Source organism: Peribacillus sp. NPDC056705, assembly GCF_043656335.1.
In genome coordinates, this window is record NZ_JBHTYI010000049.1 from 1 (window position 1) to 20,421 (window position 20,421).

Annotated in this window: 17 protein-coding genes and 1 riboswitch; of the genes, 7 read left to right on the top strand and 10 right to left on the bottom strand. The window is 42.5% G+C overall.

The features are described 5' to 3' along the window. Positions 1-282: 282 nt before the first annotated feature. Complete coding sequence (locus ACFRAK_RS26150) at positions 283-1,158, bottom strand: nucleotidyltransferase-like protein (RefSeq protein WP_394572804.1); 876 nt, start codon at positions 1,156-1,158, stop codon at positions 283-285. Between the two features lie 176 nt (positions 1,159-1,334). On the opposite strand from ACFRAK_RS26150, the gene ACFRAK_RS26155 reads away from it, so the two are divergent. After that, on the top strand, positions 1,335-1,688 hold the full coding sequence (locus tag ACFRAK_RS26155; RefSeq protein ID WP_076371179.1) for a YgzB family protein: 354 nt from the start codon (positions 1,335-1,337) through the stop codon (positions 1,686-1,688). A 100-nt stretch (positions 1,689-1,788) separates the two neighbouring features. Here ACFRAK_RS26155 and perR read toward each other — a convergent pair whose 3' ends face one another. The 5 genes from perR to ACFRAK_RS26180 all read right to left on the bottom strand — a co-directional run bounded on the left by perR (position 1,789) and on the right by ACFRAK_RS26180 (position 5,557). Next, on the bottom strand, positions 1,789-2,232 hold the full coding sequence (gene perR / locus ACFRAK_RS26160) for a peroxide-responsive transcriptional repressor PerR (protein WP_260287948.1): 444 nt from the start codon (positions 2,230-2,232) through the stop codon (positions 1,789-1,791). Positions 2,233-2,388: 156 nt separating this feature from the next. Beyond that, complete coding sequence (locus ACFRAK_RS26165; protein ID WP_387604500.1) at positions 2,389-3,333, bottom strand: D-2-hydroxyacid dehydrogenase; 945 nt, start codon at positions 3,331-3,333, stop codon at positions 2,389-2,391. 150 nt (positions 3,334-3,483) lie between these two features. Then, positions 3,484-4,593 (bottom strand): aminopeptidase, encoded by a 1,110-nt coding sequence (locus tag ACFRAK_RS26170; RefSeq protein ID WP_387604502.1) that lies wholly within the window; start codon positions 4,591-4,593, stop codon positions 3,484-3,486. Positions 4,594-4,604: 11 nt separating this feature from the next. After that, a complete protein-coding gene (gene bcp / locus ACFRAK_RS26175) occupies positions 4,605-5,075 on the bottom strand; it encodes a thioredoxin-dependent thiol peroxidase (protein WP_387604636.1) in 471 nt (156 codons plus the stop codon). A gap of 62 nt (positions 5,076-5,137) precedes the next feature. After that, positions 5,138-5,557, bottom strand: a complete 420-nt coding sequence (locus ACFRAK_RS26180; RefSeq protein ID WP_387604504.1) for an ion channel — start codon at positions 5,555-5,557, stop codon at positions 5,138-5,140. Between the two features lie 240 nt (positions 5,558-5,797). Beyond that, positions 5,798-5,990, top strand: a riboswitch (cobalamin riboswitch). A gap of 144 nt (positions 5,991-6,134) precedes the next feature. On the opposite strand from ACFRAK_RS26180, the gene metE reads away from it, so the two are divergent. Both metE and ACFRAK_RS26190 read left to right on the top strand, forming a co-directional pair. Further along, the gene (metE, locus tag ACFRAK_RS26185) at positions 6,135-8,441 is read left to right on the top strand and encodes a 5-methyltetrahydropteroyltriglutamate--homocysteine S-methyltransferase (protein ID WP_394572802.1); all 2,307 of its coding nucleotides are present in this window, start codon (positions 6,135-6,137) and stop codon (positions 8,439-8,441) included. Continuing rightward, positions 8,441-8,914, top strand: coding sequence for an acyl-CoA thioesterase (locus tag ACFRAK_RS26190; protein WP_387604508.1), 474 nt, complete (start codon positions 8,441-8,443; stop codon positions 8,912-8,914). The genes metE and ACFRAK_RS26190 overlap by 1 nt, the downstream gene beginning before the upstream one ends. 41 nt (positions 8,915-8,955) lie before the next feature. On the opposite strand, the gene ACFRAK_RS26195 is transcribed toward ACFRAK_RS26190, so the two are convergent. Genes ACFRAK_RS26195 through ACFRAK_RS26205 form a run of 3 tightly spaced genes read right to left on the bottom strand, consistent with a single transcriptional unit; the run spans position 8,956 to position 11,593 of the window. Continuing rightward, positions 8,956-9,741, bottom strand: coding sequence for an ABC transporter permease (locus ACFRAK_RS26195; RefSeq protein ID WP_387604510.1), 786 nt, complete (start codon positions 9,739-9,741; stop codon positions 8,956-8,958). 4 nt (positions 9,742-9,745) lie between these two features. Next, on the bottom strand, positions 9,746-10,537 hold the full coding sequence (locus tag ACFRAK_RS26200) for an ABC transporter permease (RefSeq protein WP_098370625.1): 792 nt from the start codon (positions 10,535-10,537) through the stop codon (positions 9,746-9,748). A gap of 48 nt (positions 10,538-10,585) precedes the next feature. Next, positions 10,586-11,593, bottom strand: a complete 1,008-nt coding sequence (locus ACFRAK_RS26205) for an ABC transporter ATP-binding protein (RefSeq protein WP_342615108.1) — start codon at positions 11,591-11,593, stop codon at positions 10,586-10,588. Positions 11,594-11,743: 150 nt separating this feature from the next. Between ACFRAK_RS26205 and ACFRAK_RS26210 the strand changes: the two genes are divergently transcribed. The 4 genes from ACFRAK_RS26210 (at position 11,744) to ACFRAK_RS26225 (ending at position 19,712) form a co-directional block, all read left to right on the top strand. Beyond that, the gene (locus tag ACFRAK_RS26210) at positions 11,744-12,064 is read left to right on the top strand and encodes a hypothetical protein (protein ID WP_387705073.1); all 321 of its coding nucleotides are present in this window, start codon (positions 11,744-11,746) and stop codon (positions 12,062-12,064) included. A gap of 143 nt (positions 12,065-12,207) precedes the next feature. Next, positions 12,208-13,497 carry a glutamate-1-semialdehyde 2,1-aminomutase gene (locus ACFRAK_RS26215; RefSeq protein WP_342615107.1) on the top strand — a complete coding sequence of 430 codons (1,290 nt, stop codon included), beginning with the start codon at positions 12,208-12,210 and terminating at the stop codon, positions 13,495-13,497. A 329-nt stretch (positions 13,498-13,826) separates the two neighbouring features. Then, positions 13,827-18,299: a glutamate synthase-related protein gene (locus ACFRAK_RS26220; RefSeq protein WP_394572803.1), complete on the top strand. Its 4,473-nt coding sequence runs from the start codon at positions 13,827-13,829 to the stop codon at positions 18,297-18,299. Positions 18,300-18,620: 321 nt separating this feature from the next. Next, positions 18,621-19,712: an FUSC family protein gene (locus ACFRAK_RS26225; RefSeq protein ID WP_387604516.1), complete on the top strand. Its 1,092-nt coding sequence runs from the start codon at positions 18,621-18,623 to the stop codon at positions 19,710-19,712. A 58-nt stretch (positions 19,713-19,770) separates the two neighbouring features. Here the strand turns inward: ACFRAK_RS26225 and ACFRAK_RS26230 are convergent, their stop codons facing one another. Next, positions 19,771-20,229 (bottom strand): MarR family winged helix-turn-helix transcriptional regulator, encoded by a 459-nt coding sequence (locus ACFRAK_RS26230; RefSeq protein WP_260287935.1) that lies wholly within the window; start codon positions 20,227-20,229, stop codon positions 19,771-19,773. Positions 20,230-20,421: the final 192 nt, after the last annotated feature.

The window sequence follows — 20,421 nt, forward strand, 5'->3', positions numbered from 1 at the left end:
GAAATGTTTGACTTGCTCATTTGCTTTTTTGATAGTGTGTGCTCACTTAAAATTTAACGTTGGCGCTTTGTTTTGTTCAGTTTTCAAAGAGCAATTTTCGTTGTCGTTTACCTCGTAAGCGACTTTTACATCTTATCATGTTTTCAACTTCATTGTCAACATGTTTTTTTATTTTTTTAAGTTGTTTTCGTTTTGATGAAGCTGCGAAAGCTGATGTCCCGCAGCGACATGTATTAATATAACACCTATATTATTAATGGTCAACAATAAAATTGCATTTTTTTAAAAGTTTTTTGATACCCTATAAAACCGATGATATACCTCGTGCCCTTTTGTCTCCGCTTTGATGACGTCGATTACCTTCTTCTCTATCAAATATTCCAATAAAACACCTAGGTCCACTGAATAAAACTTCACTTCAGGATGCTCCATTAGCTCCGCAATCGTCCACGGGTCTTCTTTCGTCCCCATTATTTCAACCAAATGCTGTGAACCCGCATTCGTCCGAGAATAAATAAGAAACTCACTCGCAAGGAATAGAAGCTCCAATCTTTTTTCGAGAGTTTCCTCACTGCTGATCAATTCTTTATACAACTTGAAGATTTCAGGTTCCATATGCTTCACTTGGTTCCAGACCGTAACCTCCGGATAAAAGCCTTGTTCAATTATTTCCAAACGGGCCAAGTGATGCAGGGAATGAACGATATGGTTGTATGCCTCAAGATGATGGCCTTTTTCAAAGAAGCTTTTCCCATCCATGTACCTGCGAATTAACTTTGCAAATTCCATCCCCATCTTTAACTTCCTTCCATAGAAGGGGAACTCACGGATTTCGGTTTTCAAACGGTCCAAATATTCATTCCGGTCAAAAAGGACCTTCCCGTTATATATCCAGTCAATCACTTTTCGGTTCGTGCCTAATAGAAGCCATTCTTTTAACTGGTCTTCCTTTACGATATGCAAGGCTGCCTTTTTATCCTGATAAGTGTAATGTTTTAAAAACACGGCCTCTTCGGCTTCGTCTGCAATTACAAAAAGGATGTAGTCAAATGTATCGGTGATTGCGCTATTATCATCTCTTTTTTCTATTAACAAGATTCCAAGTGTAGATTTTAAACTTGCTCGCTCTTGATAAATCGGGCGAAGGATATCTTCCATCATAAATTCCTCCAAAACCTTTTTTTTTTAGATTTTCGACAAAACTCTTCAAATTCCTGCTTATTTCCCTTACCCCAAACTATTTCAATCCAAAAGTAGTATGTATCCTTTATTTCTTTTTTGTTCCATCCATTGTTTATGTTATAGTTAAAGTTATATTTTAGGAGGGACAATCCATGGCTAAATATTCTAGCAAAATCAATAAAATACGTACTTTTGCTTTGAGTTTGATTTTCATTGGCTTTATCGTAATGTACCTTGGACTTTTCTTCAAAACGAATCCTGTTGTCATGACGATTTTCATGGGGCTGGGCCTTTTATTCATCATCGCAAGCACAGGGGTTTATTTTTGGATTGGAATGCTTTCTACAAAATCGATCCAGGTTGTCTGCCCTAACTGCAGCAAACCCACAAAAATACTAGGGCGTGTAGATATTTGCATGCATTGTGAAGAACCATTGACACTTGACAAAAAGTTGGAAGGCGAAGAATTCAACGAAAAATATAACCGAAAAAGTCTGCATGACTAGAGGAATTCCGCTAGCTGAATTCCCTTTCAAGAAGTCTTTAACAATTGTATCATTTCTTGATAACATGAAAAAAAGTTCCAACCAAGTGGAGGAACTTTTTTTAATGCGATTCTTTTTTCGCACAATCCGTACAGTCGCCGTAGATCTCCATCCGATGGTGACTAACATTGAAACCGGTGACTTGTGCAGCGAAATGCTCGACTTCATCCAATGCAGGATAATCGAAATCTACAATTTTCCCGCAAGTTTGGCAAATTACATGATAATGATTCGTCGTCACAAAATCAAACCTTGCTGAAGAATCACCATACGTAAGTTCTTTTACCAAACCAACCTCACGGAACACACGCAGATTGTTATAAACCGTTGCCACGCTCATATTCGGAAACTTGCCTTCCAGCGCTTTATATATATCATCAGCGGTGGGGTGGGACATGGAGTTTATCAAATACTCAAGTATCGCATGGCGTTGAGGAGTTATTCTTACACCGGTATCTTTTAAGGAATCCAACGCTTCTTTTAACTGAACTTCAGACACCGTCATCCACCTCTTTTTCTCATTAAGTATGAATTCTTAAATTATAATATTTATAAATAGTGTACCTTTTATGCGTTGAATTTGTCAATAATTCAATGGCTTAACCATTCTTTTTTAGTTTATTCATGAACACAATGAATCTATACCATTACTGCTTTGAGTTTAGTATCCCCTAGATAAGTCGATTACGTTGGTGAAGTCATTTCCAGCTTTCAGGTATTCACGCATGTTTTTTTCGAAAATGGCAAAGGTTCTTGGTAGATATTCTCCGCTTTTACTTGATAGATGCGGTGTGACTGTGACATTCTCCATCCTCCAAAACGGATGCCCTTTTCCCAAAGGCTCCGGGTCAAATACATCCAAGATGGCATGAGAGAACTCCCCGGCGTCCAGGGCTTCGATCATCACTTCATCGTTAATCAGGTCTCCGCGGCCAATATTCACGAAAACTGCAGATTCTTTCATTGCTTTAAAGTGCTCTTTTTCCAGAAGGCCCTTCGTTTCATCCGTACTTGGCAGGACGGATACGATATAATCGGCTCCCGGTATGGCTTCCAATAAATTATCCAGAGTATAAAGGTGATCGATGGATTCCACTGGCTTCCCGCTCCGGTTCACTCCCATCGTCGTCATCCCAAAGGCTTTCCCAAGACGAGCCACCTCCCCTCCAATTGCACCGGCACCAATAACGAGCATAGTCTTGCCATTCAATTCCCCTACTTCAATCTTTCTATCCCACAATTCTTCCTTTTCATTCTTGATAAGCATTTTCAATTTCTTTTCATATTGCAAAAGCATCCCTATCGTATACTCGGCCATCGGGATTTTATGAATGCCTCTTGCGTTTGTCACCAGAATGCCACGTTCCTCAATGGCTTTAAATGGCATTAATTCCATCCCTGCACTCATGACCATGATCCATTTCAAGTTCGCCGCTTTCCCAATGATTTCTTCAGTTAAGTCTTCACCATATGTAATTAGGATTTCCGCTTCACGAAGCGGCCCATCCGTCCATCCTTTTTGATAAATGAAGTTCAAATCTGGAAAAGCTTCCATCATCTTCGTTTGGATGCCTTCATTCGGAATGACAGTCGAAAGTATTAACATGTTTATCTCTCCCTTTTAATTAACATAAAAAAAAACACGGGCTCTATGTGTCCCGCGCAACTTTCTCTGAGGAGGTATTCCCTTAATAAAGCATATTCAGGTGTCCCCTTTTTGAGTTGGACAAAAGCCTTACCCTTATTAAAAAAGGCTTTATTTTAAACAATTTGGGTTTAATGCATGTAATTCCGGCAAAATGAAATCGCCATCCCTTCTGATCGGAACGTCGTCAAAATAGATGTCACCGCCCCCATATTCCGGACGCTGGATCAAGACCATATCCCAATGTATCGATGAACGATTTCCATTATCCGCTTCTTCATAGGAGAGCCCAATAGCCAAGTGCAGACTCCCGCTTATTTTCTCATCGAACAATATATCGTCCATAGGTTCCAATATATATGGATTGATTCCAATTGCGAACTCCCCTATAAACCGGGACCCTTCATCAATATTCAGAATTTGGTTCATTTCTGAGTCACGATTGGAAGTTGCTTTAATGATTTTTCCCTTTTCAAAGTTTAATTCTATGTCACTAAAGGTGATTCCTTCATAGGTTGTGGGTGTGTTAAAGGATATCCTTCCATTGAGACTATCTTTTATGGGTGCCGTAAACACTTCCCCATCCGGTAAATTCTTTTTTCCGGCACATATGATGGCCGGCATACCTTTAATGGAAAAGGTCAAATCTGTTCCTGGTGAAACGATCCTGACTTTGTCAGTCCGTTCCATCAATTGTTTTAATGGTTTCAAGGCCGCCTCCATTTTCCCGTAATCCATGGTGCAGACGTTCAACAGAAAGTTTTGGTACGTGTTGAAGGGCATGCCGGCTTTTTGCGCTGATGCGTTGGTGGGATAATTAAGTAAGACCCAACGTCGGTTGTTTACATAGAAAAGAGTGGGGGAATTCATAGCCTCCCCCTGAAGACGGTGCCTCTCGATGGGAACATCAGTCATTTCCACTTCGTTTTCTTCCCCAGTGATGATGATGACTGCATCGATATCTGTATATTTCTTCAGAGCCCATTGCGAAGATGTGTCAAGTTGTTCCTTCACATTCCCTTGTAACAGGTGGCGGCTTATCTCATCGTCTTCGAGTTCTACATATGGATAAGCACCCACTCTGTAAATTTCATCAATCAGCTCTTTCAATAATGGTTTCGTGTTAATATGCCCCCGTATGAGGATTCTCTCTTTTGGCTGTATTTGTATCGAATGATGAATCAGCCTGGCTGCAAGCTTCGTTATTCGCTCATCCTTCATCTGCCTGTCCCTTATTTTTCGAGGTCACGAAGAGTTTCAAGAGCTTCTTCGACGTGGCCTTTGACTTTTACTTTACGCCATTCTTTGACTATCTTACCAGCCTTATCTATCAGGAAAGTTGAACGTTCAATGCCCATATACTCCTTGCCAAAGTTCTTTTTCAATTGCCAAACATCAAATGATTCAGCCGCTTCATGATTTTCGTCAGCCAGCAGCAGAAAAGGCAATCCATGCTTTTCGATGAACTTTTCATGACGTGCCGCTGGATCTGGGCTGATACCAATGATGACCGCGTCCAATTCCTCGAATTGCTCATTATGGTCCCGGAAATCACAGGCCTCCGTCGTGCAACCTGGCGTCATGTCTTTTGGATAAAAATATAAAACAATGTTTTTCCCCTTAAAATCCGATAGGGAAACCATTTCACCATTGTTTGCAGGGAGTTTGAAATCAGGTGCTTTTGCTCCAATTTTAACAGTCATATTGAACCCTCCATTTCCTTCATTATGGTAAGAGTACCCAATAATCGAAAGAAACACAACTTTCATTTATTCCTCCTATCATTCTGTTCCAGATCGATAACTGTCCGAATCACGAACGCTGCCGGTAGTGTATACCCGATGAAAGCCTGAATGGTAGCTATCATCCTGCCCATGCCAATCGGGGCTATATCTCCATACCCTACAGAAAACATCGTCATCGCACTAAAGTAAAAGGAAGTCTTCAACTGTTCATAGAAAGTGCCATCCAGCCGATTGCCCATATCAAGAATCACCGAATGATTCTGAAGCTCGTATAATAAATAAATCAGTGCGAACCCAACCAATATCGTCGCATATAAATTGCCAAGCCACAGCATATCCTCCAGAGAAAACTTCTTTCCTCCCGACTCAACAAGAAATAACGTACGAATGCTCATCACCATGCAAAAAATGATTCCTGCAATCAAGATGTAGAAAGTCATCCCCAACGCCCCATTTCAATACGCCACTCCCTCTATACATACTCCCTGTCCAAACAATATATTCTTTTTTAGGAACAGACCTTATCCTCATCACCCACACACTCAAAAAAACGGATTCTTTTCCCGAATCTCATGTTGACCCTTTTGGTCGGATATGTTAAGATTGTCTAAATTTTTATAATAGTTTTTATTTTAAAAATTTTAGACTTGCAAACAGTTTATAAAGGCAGGTTTTGTAAAATTTCATATGTGGAAATAGGTTCCTAATTATTAATTAGGATTAAAAGGGAAGTCCGGTGTAATTCCGGCACGGTCCCGCCACTGTAATGGGAGTGTTAGCGCCATCCAATATGCCACTGATCAACGGATCGGGAAGGCCCGCCGCTAATGATAATCCCTAAGTCAGGAGACCTGCCTATTTCAACAACACTGTTTTAACCTACGGGAGATAGGGAGGTGTTAGGGACCTTATAATTGTAAGGGGCATTCTGAATGCCTCTTATTTTAAGCATTTCTAACTTTCTCTTTTGACGGTTAGGGATGCTTTTTTTATTGTTCAATAATATGAATTGGGAGGATGGGAATTTTGAAAAGCAGTAGTTTGGGTTACCCTCGAATCGGGGAAGATCGTGAATGGAAACGTACATTGGAAGCTTACTGGTCAGGTAAAATCGATGAAGCGGAATTTACGGCACAACTAAAAGCAATCCGTTTAGGCAACTTACAAAAACAGAAGCAACGGGGCATTGATATCATTCCTGTCAACGACTTCACTTTCTATGATCAAATGCTCGACATGTCCGTCATGTTCGGTCTTGTTCCTGAACGTTATTCAGCCTATGAAGGCGGTAGAGTTCCTCTTTCCGTATATTATTCAATGGCTCGCGGAAACAATGATGAAGTTGCTTCCGAAATGACGAAATGGTTCAATACGAACTATCACTATATTGTCCCTGAATTAAAACTGCCACAGCTGACTTTAACAGAAAATAAACCACTTGCAGCATACCGGGAAGCCAAGGAAAATCTAGGGATTGAAACGAAGCCCGTATTGATCGGACCTTATACCTTCATCTCCCTTTCCAAAGGCTTCAATAAACAAGAGATCCCTGGCATCATCCTGAGCTTGCTTCCCCTATACACGCAAATCCTGCGGGAGTTGGAGCAAGAAGGAGTGAAATGGGTACAAATGGATGAACCTGCTCTTGTTTCATCCATTTCCAAAGATGATATGCAAACTGTTACTTACCTCTATGAAAAGCTGAATGAAGCAGCACCGAACCTGAACATCATGCTACAAACATACTTTGATGCCGTGGAACACTACCAAGAAGTCATCGAATTAAAAGTCCAAGGAATCGGTCTTGATTTTGTACATGATAAAGGGAGGAATCTAAGTAATCTTGAAGCATTCGGCTTCCCTAAGGACAAAGTACTTGCTGCAGGTGTGATTGACGGAAAAAACATTTGGCTATCTGATTTATCGAAAAAAATTCAATTGATCGAGACTCTTAAGAAAAAGGTAGCCGAAGACCAAATCTGGCTTCAGCCCTCTTGTTCCCTGCTTCATGTCCCAGTGACCGTTCGTAATGAATCCGCCCTTTCAAAAGAAGTGAAACAGGCCCTTGCTTTCGCTGACGAGAAACTTGAGGAAATCACACTCTTGGTCAAAGGGAATAATCAAGGCTTTGAAGCAATCGCCGAAAAAGTCGATGCCAATAAAATTACGGTTCAAACGTTAGCAAGTTCAAATGCACGGAATCATGGGGCTGTACGATCGAAAGTCGAAAAGGTTAAAACCAGGACTGCCGGCCGTCAAATTCCATTTAAAGAGCGTTACCAAAAACAACAGGAATTTTTCAAATTGCCTTTCCTTCCTTCGACTACGATCGGTAGCTTTCCGCAGACACTTGAAGTTAAACAAGCACGCGGGAAATTCAAAAAAGGAGATTGGACCGCTCAGCAATATGAAACATTCGTTAACGAAGAAATCGGCAAATGGATCGAAATCCAAGAAGAAATCGGTTTGGATGTTCTCGTTCACGGGGAATTCGAACGGACGGATATGGTTGAATACTTCGGCCATAAGTTGGGCGGATTCATCTTTCTGGAAAAGGGTTGGGTCCAATCCTATGGATCCCGCTGCGTAAAACCACCAGTCATCTATGGCGACATCCATTTCATCGAACCGATGACAGTCAAGGAAAGTGTTTACGCACAATCACTGACGAAGAAGACGGTAAAAGGAATGCTTACAGGTCCTGTTACGATTTTGAATTGGTCATTTGTCCGTGATGATATTTCCAGGGAGAATGTTTGTTATCAGCTGGCGCTCGCTTTGGAAAAGGAAGTCATTGCATTGGAATCTGCTGGAGTTAAAATGATTCAGGTTGATGAGCCTGCACTTAGAGAAGGTCTGCCATTGAAAAAAAGCGATCGCGACGAGTATTTGAACTGGGCTGTAAATTCATTCTTGATATCCACATCAAGCGTGGAGGAAACAACCCAAATCCATACGCATATGTGCTATTGCGACTTCAACAGTTTCATGGATGTCATCTCCTCCCTCGATGCCGATGTAATTTCCATCGAAACATCTCGTAGTCATGGGGAGCTTGCTTCCGCATTCGAGGAAAAAACATATGAAAAAGGCATTGGCCTGGGTGTGTATGATATTCACAGCCCGCGTGTGCCGGCAGTGGAAGAAATGGTCGATATGATTGAACGGGGCATCAAGGTATTGGATAAAGACCAGTTTTGGATCAATCCCGACTGCGGCCTGAAAACAAGGGGTATCCCGGAAACCGTCGCTTCCCTGAAAAACATGGTCGAAGCAGCAAGAATCGTCCGTGAAAACCTTTTGGCCAAACCAACAGGCCTATGATGGAAAAGAATGTGGCCCATCCAACACAGCAATCACGGACTTTTTTAACCGACCTTGTTTTTCCACCGGATACAAATCATCACAATACCATCTTTGGCGGAAAAGTAATGGCCTATGTTGATAAAATAGCCTGCATTTCAGCTATGCGCCATTGTCGAAAACCCGTTGTGACTGCTTCAAGCGACTCTTTTGATTTTTTGGCCCCCATCAAGACAGGGGATGCGATCAACCTTGAAGCTTATGTCACCTGTGCTCATCGCACATCAATGGAGGTATTCGTGAAAGTGGAGCGTGAGAACCTATTAACAGGTGAAAAACAGCTTACAGCACGCGCTTTTTTAACGATGCTGGCCATTGATGAAGACGGTAAGCCGACAAAAGTACCTCAGGTCATTCCGGAAACGGAAGAGGAAAAGCAGCAATATGTTGAAGCACAAGCAAGATATATTGAAAGAAAGAAAAAAAGGAACTAAACAAAAACCCCTTCAACATGAATGCTGTTGAAGGGGTTTTTTTAGTTCCCTGCCCCGCGGTACCTCTTCACTCCCTGATTCCATATGAAAACGGATATCACGAAAAAGGCGACCCCGATTACAGGTGTGGCAAATGCATATGCATACCACTCTTCTTTTCTTAGGAAATAAGATGCCGGATAGACACCAACAAACGCGAATGGCAGCACCCACGTAAGGACAAAACGGATGACCTTATTATAAATATCAACTGGATAGCGCCCGTAGTTCCCGATATTGTACATCATTGGCATGATGGATGTTTTCGCATCCGACCAGAACCCGATACTAGCTATCGCAACGAATATGGCTGCATAAGCAAGGGCCCCTCCTATTGCAAAAATGATGAAAAGAATCGGGTCATACCACGCAAGCTGAAGATCCAATGAAATCCCCGAATAGAATATAATGATCAAACCGGTCACAACACCAAATAACGCTTCTAGCTCGATTCTTTCTAAAATGACTTGAAAGAGGCTATGTATCGGCCTTGTTAATATCCGATCCATTTCACCTTTGACGATATAGCGGTCATTAAAATCCCAGATGTTGAAAAAGGCAGAAAAAAGGGCAAACGGGATGAGGAAGAATCCATAAATGAATATGATTTCTTCACGGCTCCAGCCGTTTAAAAATTGGGTATGCCCAAAAACGACTAAGATAAATACCAGATTCACGACCTGATTCAGCAGGTCAGATAGGATTTCCATGAAGAAATCGGCTCTATATTGCAATCTGGTTTTCATATATTGACTCACATATTGAAAAAACATCGATACATAAAACATCCCGTCAACCTCCTTGAATAATCAGCTGTTTTTTTGCGACTATCCATAAAAGCTGAATCGGTATTATGAGAATGATGCACCAAATTAATTGTTGTAAAAGCGCCATGGCAATTTCGCCTGAACTGTACCCGTTCGTAAAAATCATGCTTGGTACATAGCTGATCCCTTGAAAGGGTAGATATTTCATCACTTCCTGCGCCCATACCGGATAGAAACTGATGGGCAGCAGCAGACCGGAAAATAAATCAATGATAACCCTTTTAGCCCGGATCAATCCGGCATTATTATATAAGAAAAAGGTAGTGATTCCCGTCAATAAGTTAATTTGTGTATTGATGATGAAACTGAACAGCAAGGAAATGCCGAACATCCCCCATGTAGCCGGCTCGTGCGGCAATTCGATAGGAAAAATGAAAGCTACCAGCAGCATTCCTGGAATCGAGAAGAAGAAGAAACGGAATATCCCTTCCCCAAGTCCTTGCATCGTTTTCATGCCTAAATAGTTATACGGCCGGATCATTTCAATGGCTACCTTGCCGTCTTTAATTTCAGTGGCGATTTCGCGGTCAATATTATTGAAATAAAAAGCGCGCGCCATCCATGCAACCGCGACATAGGTTGTCATCTGCATACTTGATAGTCCTTCGATGGAGCTTTTCTCTCCATATATCGCATTCCATAAGAAATAATAGGCACCGATATTGATGCTATAAATTAAAATGCCGGTATAATAATCCGTTCGATACGCAAGCATCATCAAAAAACGCATGCGGATCATTGCAAGATACTTTCCCATGGCCCTCCCCCTTCTTGATAGACACGTTGTTTCTTAATGATAAGAGAGTCAGACAGTGCCTTCTTCGTAAATGTTGCGAACAATCTCTTCAATGGACGTTTCATGGATTTTGATGTCCTTTATTTTAAAATGAGATACAACAGCCGAAACAAGCTGTGAAATATGATCATTTTCTTCTTTCAATAAGGCAATGTATGTTTGATCTTTCTCATCATAAACCCAGTTAGCAGTAAATGGGAGCGCCAATGATTGCAATTCCTTCAATGCGATCGGCTCGATGAATTGAAAATGGATCTGTTTTTCCTCAGCCCAGTTATCTTTCAAACTCTGTAATTCCCCATCATAAATGATCTGTCCTTCATCAAGCATGATTACGCGCTCACATAATGCTTCAATGTCACCTAAATCATGGGTTGTCAAAAGGATCGTCGTATTATATTTCTCATTTATTTCTTTCAGGAACTCACGAATCTTCATTTTCACGAGTACATCAAGTCCAATCGTCGGCTCATCCAAGAACAGCAAAGGCGGATTGTGGATCAATGCTGCCGCAAGCTCGCAGCGCATTCGCTGACCAAGTGAGAGCTTACGCACTGGCTTGTCCAGCAAAGGTCCGATATCGAGCGTCTTGATGACATGTTCCATATGATCGTTATATTGTTCATCCGTTACCTTATAGACCTTTTTTAGCAGCCTAAAGGATTCTTGAACTGCAATATCCCACCAAAGCTGTGAGCGCTGACCGAATACGACTCCGATTGTCTGAGTGAACTTTTCCCTTTCTTTATGTGGATTCATTCCATTGACCGTGATTTCACCTGCTGTCGGTTCCAAAATACCTGTCAGCATTTTGATCGTGGTCGATTTCCCTGCACCATTTTCCCCGATATAAGCTACCATCTCACCCTTTTTTACAGTAAAATTGATATCATTGACGGCAGGGACGATTTTATAATTTCTGGTAAGTAAATCCCGGAAGGCCCCCTTTAACCCTGTACGGCTTGATGCCGACTTAAATTCCTTCCGAAGCTGTTTCACTTGAATTGCATCACTCATCCTGTTACATCCTCCGTAATCTCTTGTCCTAATGAATTAGTTTATCCAACCTACCCTTTTTAGACAATAAAAATGCTTGGATGCCCAATACCATTTTCAGGGCGAAAAGATCGTTGTATCAGACACATATATAAAGGAGACGAGTATGCTATGAATATCAAAAAATTATTACTATCACAAATTGAAAAGGTCGTTTTCGACCTTCGATATGACTTCCTTTATGAAGATGAGTACGGGGAATTATTATGCCAGGTCATCCAAAGGGATTCCAGCGGGTCGATTGAAAGCACCCCCATCAGTTTCCATCTTTGCATTAATGAAGAGAAAGGGACCGGCCAACTAATCTATTACCACGCACAGGGCGAAATGAACCGTCAATCATTCGACATCGAAAACCCAGAAACCATCTTGGCCATCCTTACTTTCATAACCGGATTTTTAGGATCCTCCCCCATTTCGCAAACAAAATGAAGTCCCTGAATCCTGATGTTCTAGGGGTGCAGTGCTTCCATGAGGGGACGAATCACATTTCCTAGCCTTCGACCCAGATTTACGGACGGAAAAGTGCTATGATTAAGAGGAAATATGTTTATATTTTTTAGGAGGTTTTAAGATTGGATTTTAGTAATTCGGAGCTTTTACATAAAGAGGCATTGGAACATATCGTTGGCGGGGTTAACAGTCCATCCCGTTCTTACAAAGCTGTAGGAGGCGGTTCACCTGTTGCGATGGATCATGCCAAGGGTGCTTATTTCTGGGATGTTGACGGCAATAAATATATCGATTATTTAGCTGCATATGGCCCGATCATCACAGGTCATGCGCATCCACATATTACGGAGGCTATCGTTAAAGCTGCAGAAACGGGCGTTTTATACGGCACTCCGACAAAACATGAAGTCAAGTTTGCCAAAATGTTGAAAGAAGCCATACCATCCATGGATAAAGTCCGCTTCACCAATTCAGGAACCGAGTCCGTCATGTCCACCATCCGCGTTGCCCGCGCTTACACAGGACGGGATAAGATCATCAAGTTTGCAGGCTGTTACCACGGACACTCCGACCTTGTTCTCGTCGCTGCAGGTTCCGGCCCGTCCACTTTAGGTACACCGGACTCTGCCGGCGTTCCAAAAAGCATCGCACAAGAAGTCATCACGGTACCTTTCAATGATATCAAGTCATTTAAAGAAGCACTGGATAAATGGGGCAATGAAATTGCTGGCGTTCTGGTTGAACCGATCGTCGGCAACTTCGGAATCGTGGAACCAAGCCCTGGCTTCTTGGAAGAAGTCATTTCATTATCTCACGAAGCCGGATCACTCGTAATTTTCGACGAGGTCATCACAGCATTCCGCTTCATGTATGGAGGGGCACAGGACTACTTGGGAATTCAACCCGATTTGACCGCGCTCGGAAAAATCATCGGGGGCGGGCTTCCTATTGGAGCCTATGGCGGTAAAAAAGAAATCATGGATTCTGTCGCCCCGCTGGGACCAGCCTATCAAGCGGGTACAATGGCAGGAAATCCAGCTTCCATGCTTTCCGGGATCGCTTGCTTAGAAGTGCTTAAAGAAGACGGGCTGTATGACGAGCTTGACCGGCTGGGGAAAATCCTTGAAGAAGGCATCCTGAAAGCGGCTCGCCAATATAATGTACCGATCACCATCAACCGCCTTAAAGGAGCGCTGACGATTTATTTCACGACAGAAAAAATTGAAAACTATGAGCAGGCGGAAAATACGGATGGCGAAATGTTCGCTAAGTTCTTCAAACTCATGCTCAACCAGGGAATCAATTTGGCACCGTCAAAATACGAAGCCTGGTTCTTGACAATTGCTCACACGGATGACGATATCGCTTATACTCTAAAAGCGGTTGAACATGCATTCAAAAACCTAATATAATAAATCGAATCAGCATAATTATTCATTTTTTATACACCCTCAGGATGTACATCTATCTTGGGGGTTTCTTATTTCCATGTAATAAATCTTTAATATTGGCATTTTAGGCCACTTTCCACCTAAATCCCATCAATCACAGCATCCATCCCATTGTATAAAAAATTGATTTCTGAATATTTAAATGATATGATATGGATACATTTATACACTTTCTTTCAATCTATCAAAACTTGGACTATTGTTCGGGTTTACTAATATTTCCCCCACTAAACACATGCTACAGGAGGTGAAAGGCAGAGAATAAGGGTAACCTTATTCATGCCACATTTATGGCCCAACAATGGACACCTGCTACATTCAAGGAATTTCACAAGGAAGAACATGATGCCTGCGGTATCGTTTCCTGCATCGAAAAAAAGAAAATCCCTACTAACGAAAACATCTTTGCCTGTATCGACGCCCTGGTTAAAATGAACCATCGCTGTGGCTTCATCAATGGTGAGGGCGATGGCGCCGGCATCCATATCGATATTCCCCGGGCTCTTTGGAAAAAGAAGCTTGAAGCGGTAAATGTCGATTCAAGCATCGTCGATCAAGATTCCTTCATAGTCGCCCACTTATTTTTAAGCAAAAAAACAGAAGCTAACGACTTAAAAATCGAAGTCAAGGAGAAACTGCTCCAGCATGGTCTCTCATTGATATTCGAAACGGATAAAGCCTACCGTTCCGAGGCATTGGGACCGATTGCCATTCAAGAAGACCCAGTGTTCTGGCAATTTGCCTGTACCTCCACCATCAATAATGACCAGGAGCTTTCAAATGTTCTTTTTGAGCTGACTTCCGACATCGAAAAAAGTGATTTCATCCATGTTGCATCTTTAAGCCAGCATCATGCGGTATACAAAGTGATGGGCGCGGGGGATAAGCTCCCTGCCTATTATCTTGATCTTGCTGACCCTTTGGCTGCCTCCACCATGACACTGGGACATAATCGTTTTTCAACTAATACCCTCTCAAGCTTCTTCCGGGTCCAGCCTTTCAGTGTACTTGGTCATAATGGCGAAATCAATACCATCGCCAAATTGCGTGATGAAGCGAAAATGATTGGAGTTCCCATCGCTAAAGATGGAAGCGACTCACAGGATTTAAACAAGACGATCGAGACTTTCATCTGCCGTCATGGCTACTCTTTATTTGAAGCTGTCGATCTTATGTTCCCGCCAATCATCAACGAAATCAAGGAGTATCCAGAGCATTTACAAGACTTATATACGTATTTAAGGGAAGCATGGGGTCATTTTGCACAAGGTCCGGCAGGCATCATCTCCCGTTTCGGCGATGAAGCCGTGTTCTCTGTCGACTCTTTAGGCTTGCGCCCACTATGGAATATAGAAACGGAATCATCCTATATGTTCACTTCCGAACCGGGAATCATCCCTTCCAGTGAATATACCGGAGATCCGAAACCGATGGGTCCTGGGGAAAAAATCGGTTTGAAATGGAACGGCGACCGTATTGAATTGTACACATACAAGGATTACCAGGATAAAGTATTTGAACTCTTCAATGATCGTTTTGTCCTTTCCAATGACCGAGTCCGCTTACAGTCCCAAGTTTTTGAAAAGGTTACCTCCATGACAAACACGCAAGCCATTCATAATGGTCAATATAAAGCCTTTGGGTGGGAAAGGGAGCATGTACAATTAGTGGAACAGATGGCCGAAAAAGGCGCTGAGCCCATTCGTTCACTTGGTCACGATGCGCCACTGGCAGCACTTAATCCCCAAAGGACCAACATCGCTGATTTCATCAAGGAAAGTGTGGCCGTTGTAACTAACCCAGCGATCGACCGTGACCGGGAAACCGAGCACTTCTCAACAAGAACCATCATCGGAAAACGTCCTTCCCTATTCGAAGCGAATAAGGCAGGAAATGTCACGGAGCTGCTGACTCCTTTATTGATTGAAGGGTCAACGGGTTATGAGTGCTCGTCAATCGTATCGCAGCCAAGCTATGATCAGTTCATTAAATATTACCAAGATCAAAAACTCGTGCACTTCATTTCAAGCACGTTCAAAGAGGATGAAAACATCAAAGATGCCTTGACCAGGATAACGGATGAAAGTGTCAATGCAGTGGATGAAGGAAAAACGCTGCTTGTTCTGGATGATGCCCTTGCCCATCAAAACTGCAACCTTTGGCTTGATCCCCACCTTGTCACTTCAGCCGTCGACCAAGCATTGGTCCGCACAGGCAAGCGCCGTGATTGTTCCATCCTTTTACGTTCAGCATCGTTAAGGTCACTGCATGATATCATCGTTTCTTATGGTCTAGGGGCCAACTTAATCAGCCCCTATTATATGTTCCTTTCTTTATCTTCAGATGACATCAAGGGGGTTACCAATCTATATAACTCCTTGACGAAAGGGCTTGAGAAAGTCATCTCCACCATTGGCATTCATGAGCTGCGCGGCTATGGAAGACTTTTCTCAAGCATCGGTTTACATGAGGAAATCGCGGAATATTTAAATGTGGCTAACTTCTTCGGATCGAATGATCTGGACTATAATTTTGATAAAATCAAGGCAGATGCCATTCAGCGGGCGAAAGATTACGCCAATGAAAAAGAACGTATGGGTAAGACCTTCCATCTGTTCCCCAGGATTTGGAAGTCTATCGGGGAAGTTGCTTCAACCGGGGAGTATGATGCTTATCGCGAGAAGATCACCGAACAGGAAGAATCCAATCCTACGACGATCCGCCACTTGACATCATTAAAAACTTCAGATGTTTCCATCCCTTCTGAAGAAGTCAGTCTTTCGGTCGGCGAACAGGAATTGCCGTTCGTCATAGCATCCATGTCCTTTGGATCACAAAATGAGATTGCCTTCCGTGCCTATGCGGAAGCTGCCGAGAGGTTAGGCATGATCAGCATGAATGGTGAAGGCGGGGAAATAAAGGATATGCTGGGCAAGTACCCGAAATCCCGCGGCCAGCAAATAGCTTCCGGCCGTTTCGGTGTCAATGCAGAACTCTTGAACTCTTCAAATCTATTGGAAATTAAAATTGGGCAAGGGGCAAAACCTGGTGAAGGCGGTCACCTTCCCGGTTCCAAGGTCACAGCGAAAATCGCGGAAGCCCGAAATGCAACAATCGGTTCCGATTTGATCTCCCCTTCCAATAACCATGATATATACTCAATTGAAGATTTGGCCCAAATGATCCATGAGCTAAAAACGGCAAATGACAAAGCGAAAGTTGCTGTCAAAGTACCAGTCGTTCCAAACATCGGCACGATTGCTGTCGGCGTCGCAAAAGCGGGGGCCGATATCATAACGCTGTCCGGTTTTGATGGCGGAACGGGTGCTGCCAGGATCCATGCACTCACACATGTCGGTCTACCAGTTGAAATTGGTGTGAAAGCGGCCCATAATGCGCTGCTTGAGTCAGGTATCCGACAGAATGTTGAAATTTGGGCTGACGGTGGGCTAAAAAGCTCGATGGATGTATTAAAGGTAATGCTCCTTGGTGCAAACCGTGTAGGTTTTGGTACCCTTTCGATGATTGCCGTCGGCTGTACAACGTGCCGCGGATGTCACCTTGATACTTGCCATGTGGGAATCGCCACCCAAATTGAATCGGAAGCGCAGGCGAAAGAACATGGGCTGCGCCGTTTTGTTCCACGAAAATTCGATTTAGCCGTTCAAGGATTAACGAATATGTTCAGTGCATTTGCAAAAGAACTTAAATCTTTGACCGGATCACTTGGGGTGAAGAATCTTCAGGAAATCGTCGGACGTTCCGATTTGCTCCAGCAAGTTAAAGGTCAACAATCATTGGATTTAACTTATTTATTAAAAAACCTGGATATTACTCCGTTCTCCCATAAAGAAACGGCGGCATATTTGAATGAAGGCTCCATGCAGGTAGCCGTTGGCGCTGAATATCTTGATTCGCATGTAGATGATCTGCAGCAATCCCGCAGCTATAACTCGATCACTTCCGAGCAGCGTGTACTCGGCAGCAGGGTGTCCTGTCACCGCGTTAGGGGCAGATTGGATGGATCATACAAAAAACTTCCTCCCGTTCACCTATCCTACCAGGATGGTTCCATCCCGGGCAATGGACTTGGGGCATACAATACGGAGGGAATTTCAATCAGCGTGAATGGGGGTGCCCAGGATGGCATTGGCAAAACATCGATTGGCGGTAATATTGCCATCTTTAAATCTCCAGGAAAAGATGGGAAGTTCTACAATGGCTCCGTTGGTAAGGGCTTTGGTTACGGTGCACAGCATGGTCTCCTCATTGCCCAAGGCGATGCCGATGCCAGGGCGGGAATCCGGCTTTCCGGAGCCGATATGATCATTGGGGGATTATTAAAACAACCGCTTCCTGAAAAGGAAAACGGTAATATTGCGGTAACTTCCAATATTAAGGGATTCGCTTTTGAATACATGACAAATGGAAGAGGTTTAGTTCTGGGTGATCCCGGTCCATGGATTTGCGCAGGGATGACAGGCGGTGTCGTTTATTTACGGCAACAGCCCGAATCCGGATTAACCAAAGAGGTCATTAAGAAGCGGGTTGCGAAAGGGGCAAAGATTTCCATTGAGCCCCTATCCGAAAAAGGCCTGCAGGATGTGGCCGAACTTCTGGGCAAATACACGGCCCTCTTGAAGGATCATGGTCAACCCGAAGAAGCGGCCTTTTTAGAGACACTGCTTCAAAATCCTGGGGAGCACTTCCTTCAGGTCGTTCCAGTTAAAGAACAGGCGGATCCTGCCGTATCCACGGAGTGATGCCAAAAGTATATAAAAAAGGCTGGTGCTCTTCAATTCGAGCATCAGCCTTTTCCAGTCATATACCTCTGGGATAGTCTTTAAACGATGGAAAACATAGTTGAAAGGCTCAAGAAATTGCCTATCGTTTCTTTATATATTAAACTTGATTTTAGCAACCCTTAGGAAAATCCTGTATATTACTTTTTGTTTACATCTTCTTTTTTTAGTGTAAAGTACTAACAAATAAGTTAGAATACAACTTTAGGCAAAAGTCTATATATAAATAGAGTCTTTTCGTACCACGTTCCATTACAACACAAAGAAAGGATTAACCCATATATGAAGTTTGGTGCCCGCATTCTCAAAACAGGAATAGCAATTGTTTTAGCGCTTTATCTATCGGAACTGCTTAATCTTCCTGCTCCTGTCCTTTCTGGGATTGCTGCAATTTTTGCAATACAGCCGACCATTTACCGTTCATATCAAACGGTGTTGGAGCAAATTCAAGGAAATATCATCGGAGCATTGGTTGCTGTCTCCTTTGTTTTGTTGTTCGGAAATGATATTTTTATAATCGGTCTTGCCGTAATGGTTGTCATAACCATCAATTTAAAACTGAAAATGGATAAAACGATTGTCCTTTCTATCGTGACGGCCATTGCCATCATGGAAAGCCATGACGGGGAATTCCTGAATTTTGCCTTTATTCGTCTCTCATCCGTTTTGCTTGGTATCATTTCTTCGTTCATCGTGAATCTGGTTTTCATTCCTCCAAAGTACGAAGCAAAGCTTTATGCACGCATTACAGATGTAACGGAAGACATCTTGAAATGGATCAGAATCAGCACAAGGCACGCTACAGAACACACTTTATTGAAAAAAGACATCAGCCGATTGAAGGCGGAGTTACTCGATCTGGAACAGATCTATTCCATGTACAAAGAGGAACGGGAATATTTCAAGAAGAACAGTGTGGCTAAAGCAAGAAAGCTTGTCGTTTATCGTCAGATGATCATAACGACAAAAAAAGCGTTTGAAACCTTGAAGAGAGTCCATAAATTCGAGAATGAAGTATATCAAATGCCTGAAGATTTCCAACGGAGCATCTTACAGCAGCTTGATTCCTTGATCCGCAAGCATGAACAGTTGATATTACTGCATATCGAAAAAATCAAGGCCATCGACGAAATTGAAGATTGGGACCAGGATTGTCTAAGTCGTAAAGAGCTGCTCGCCCACTTTTTCGAACAGCAAAATCAAGTGGACGAAATGCATGATAATCTGGGCCATCTCTCTGCCCGCCTTGTACCATTGATTTCCGCAGTCATAGAATATGACGAACAATTGGAACATCTTGAAAAGCTGATCGTCAGCTTCCAGTCCTTCCATAAGGAAGATAACGAATTATCTGTCCAGTATGTAGAAGATTAAAAAAAGACGGTTCCCGGGAACCGTCTTTTTTCGTCTCTATTTCGAGCAGGCCCCTCATTCAATTATCCAAAAGGTTCTTATCAGCAGCCTTTTCAATCGTATCCAATTTATGCAAAAGATCCTGCAGCTCATCTTCTGAGAATGAGTTGAAGTTCTTGCCCATCAATTGGTTATGATCCGCAAGGACTCTCCCCAAAATAGCTTCCCCTGCCTCTTTCAATTCAAGATTGATGACCCTGCGATCCTTTTCAGAGGGCTGCCGTTTCACATAATCCATTTCGACGAGCTTATCTACAAATACGGTAATCGCACTTGGCTTTACTGTTAAGAAGTCAGCCAGCTTGGTCGATTTGATCGACCCCTCTTTTTTCAAAATCAATAATATGAAAAACTGAGGCGACGTTAATCCATAAGGCTGAAGATTTTTTGCTACGATGGCCCTAAGCTTCTTCCTAATCCGAAAAATCTGCATTTCTATACTATTAGTTACTTCCCATTTGAATTCCAGCCTTCTCACTCCTTATATAGGACAATCCTACCTCTTAAATTTAATTAAATGCCATTCCATTGTCAAATTTACTTTCCATATATCCTTAAAACTAAAAAAAATTCAAATTTTTACTATTCAACTGTATTTATTTCCCATTATTATTCAGAATATTTTACATGACAAAAAATAATTAAACTGGTAAACTCTTTACTTATAATA

Coding starts and splice junctions, on each gene's coding strand:
- ACFRAK_RS26150 (WP_394572804.1), bottom strand. CDS start 1,158: ATGGAAGATATCCTTCGCCCGATTTATCAAGAGCGAGCAAGTTTAAAA.
- ACFRAK_RS26155 (WP_076371179.1), top strand. CDS start 1,335: ATGGCTAAATATTCTAGCAAAATCAATAAAATACGTACTTTTGCTTTG.
- perR (WP_260287948.1), bottom strand. CDS start 2,232: ATGACGGTGTCTGAAGTTCAGTTAAAAGAAGCGTTGGATTCCTTAAAA.
- ACFRAK_RS26165 (WP_387604500.1), bottom strand. CDS start 3,333: ATGTTAATACTTTCGACTGTCATTCCGAATGAAGGCATCCAAACGAAG.
- ACFRAK_RS26170 (WP_387604502.1), bottom strand. CDS start 4,593: ATGAAGGATGAGCGAATAACGAAGCTTGCAGCCAGGCTGATTCATCAT.
- bcp (WP_387604636.1), bottom strand. CDS start 5,075: ATGACTGTTAAAATTGGAGCAAAAGCACCTGATTTCAAACTCCCTGCA.
- ACFRAK_RS26180 (WP_387604504.1), bottom strand. CDS start 5,557: ATGACTTTCTACATCTTGATTGCAGGAATCATTTTTTGCATGGTGATG.
- metE (WP_394572802.1), top strand. CDS start 6,135: ATGGGAATTTTGAAAAGCAGTAGTTTGGGTTACCCTCGAATCGGGGAA.
- ACFRAK_RS26190 (WP_387604508.1), top strand. CDS start 8,441: ATGGAAAAGAATGTGGCCCATCCAACACAGCAATCACGGACTTTTTTA.
- ACFRAK_RS26195 (WP_387604510.1), bottom strand. CDS start 9,741: ATGTTTTATGTATCGATGTTTTTTCAATATGTGAGTCAATATATGAAA.
- ACFRAK_RS26200 (WP_098370625.1), bottom strand. CDS start 10,537: ATGGGAAAGTATCTTGCAATGATCCGCATGCGTTTTTTGATGATGCTT.
- ACFRAK_RS26205 (WP_342615108.1), bottom strand. CDS start 11,593: ATGAGTGATGCAATTCAAGTGAAACAGCTTCGGAAGGAATTTAAGTCG.
- ACFRAK_RS26210 (WP_387705073.1), top strand. CDS start 11,744: ATGAATATCAAAAAATTATTACTATCACAAATTGAAAAGGTCGTTTTC.
- ACFRAK_RS26220 (WP_394572803.1), top strand. CDS start 13,827: ATGGCCCAACAATGGACACCTGCTACATTCAAGGAATTTCACAAGGAA.
- ACFRAK_RS26225 (WP_387604516.1), top strand. CDS start 18,621: ATGAAGTTTGGTGCCCGCATTCTCAAAACAGGAATAGCAATTGTTTTA.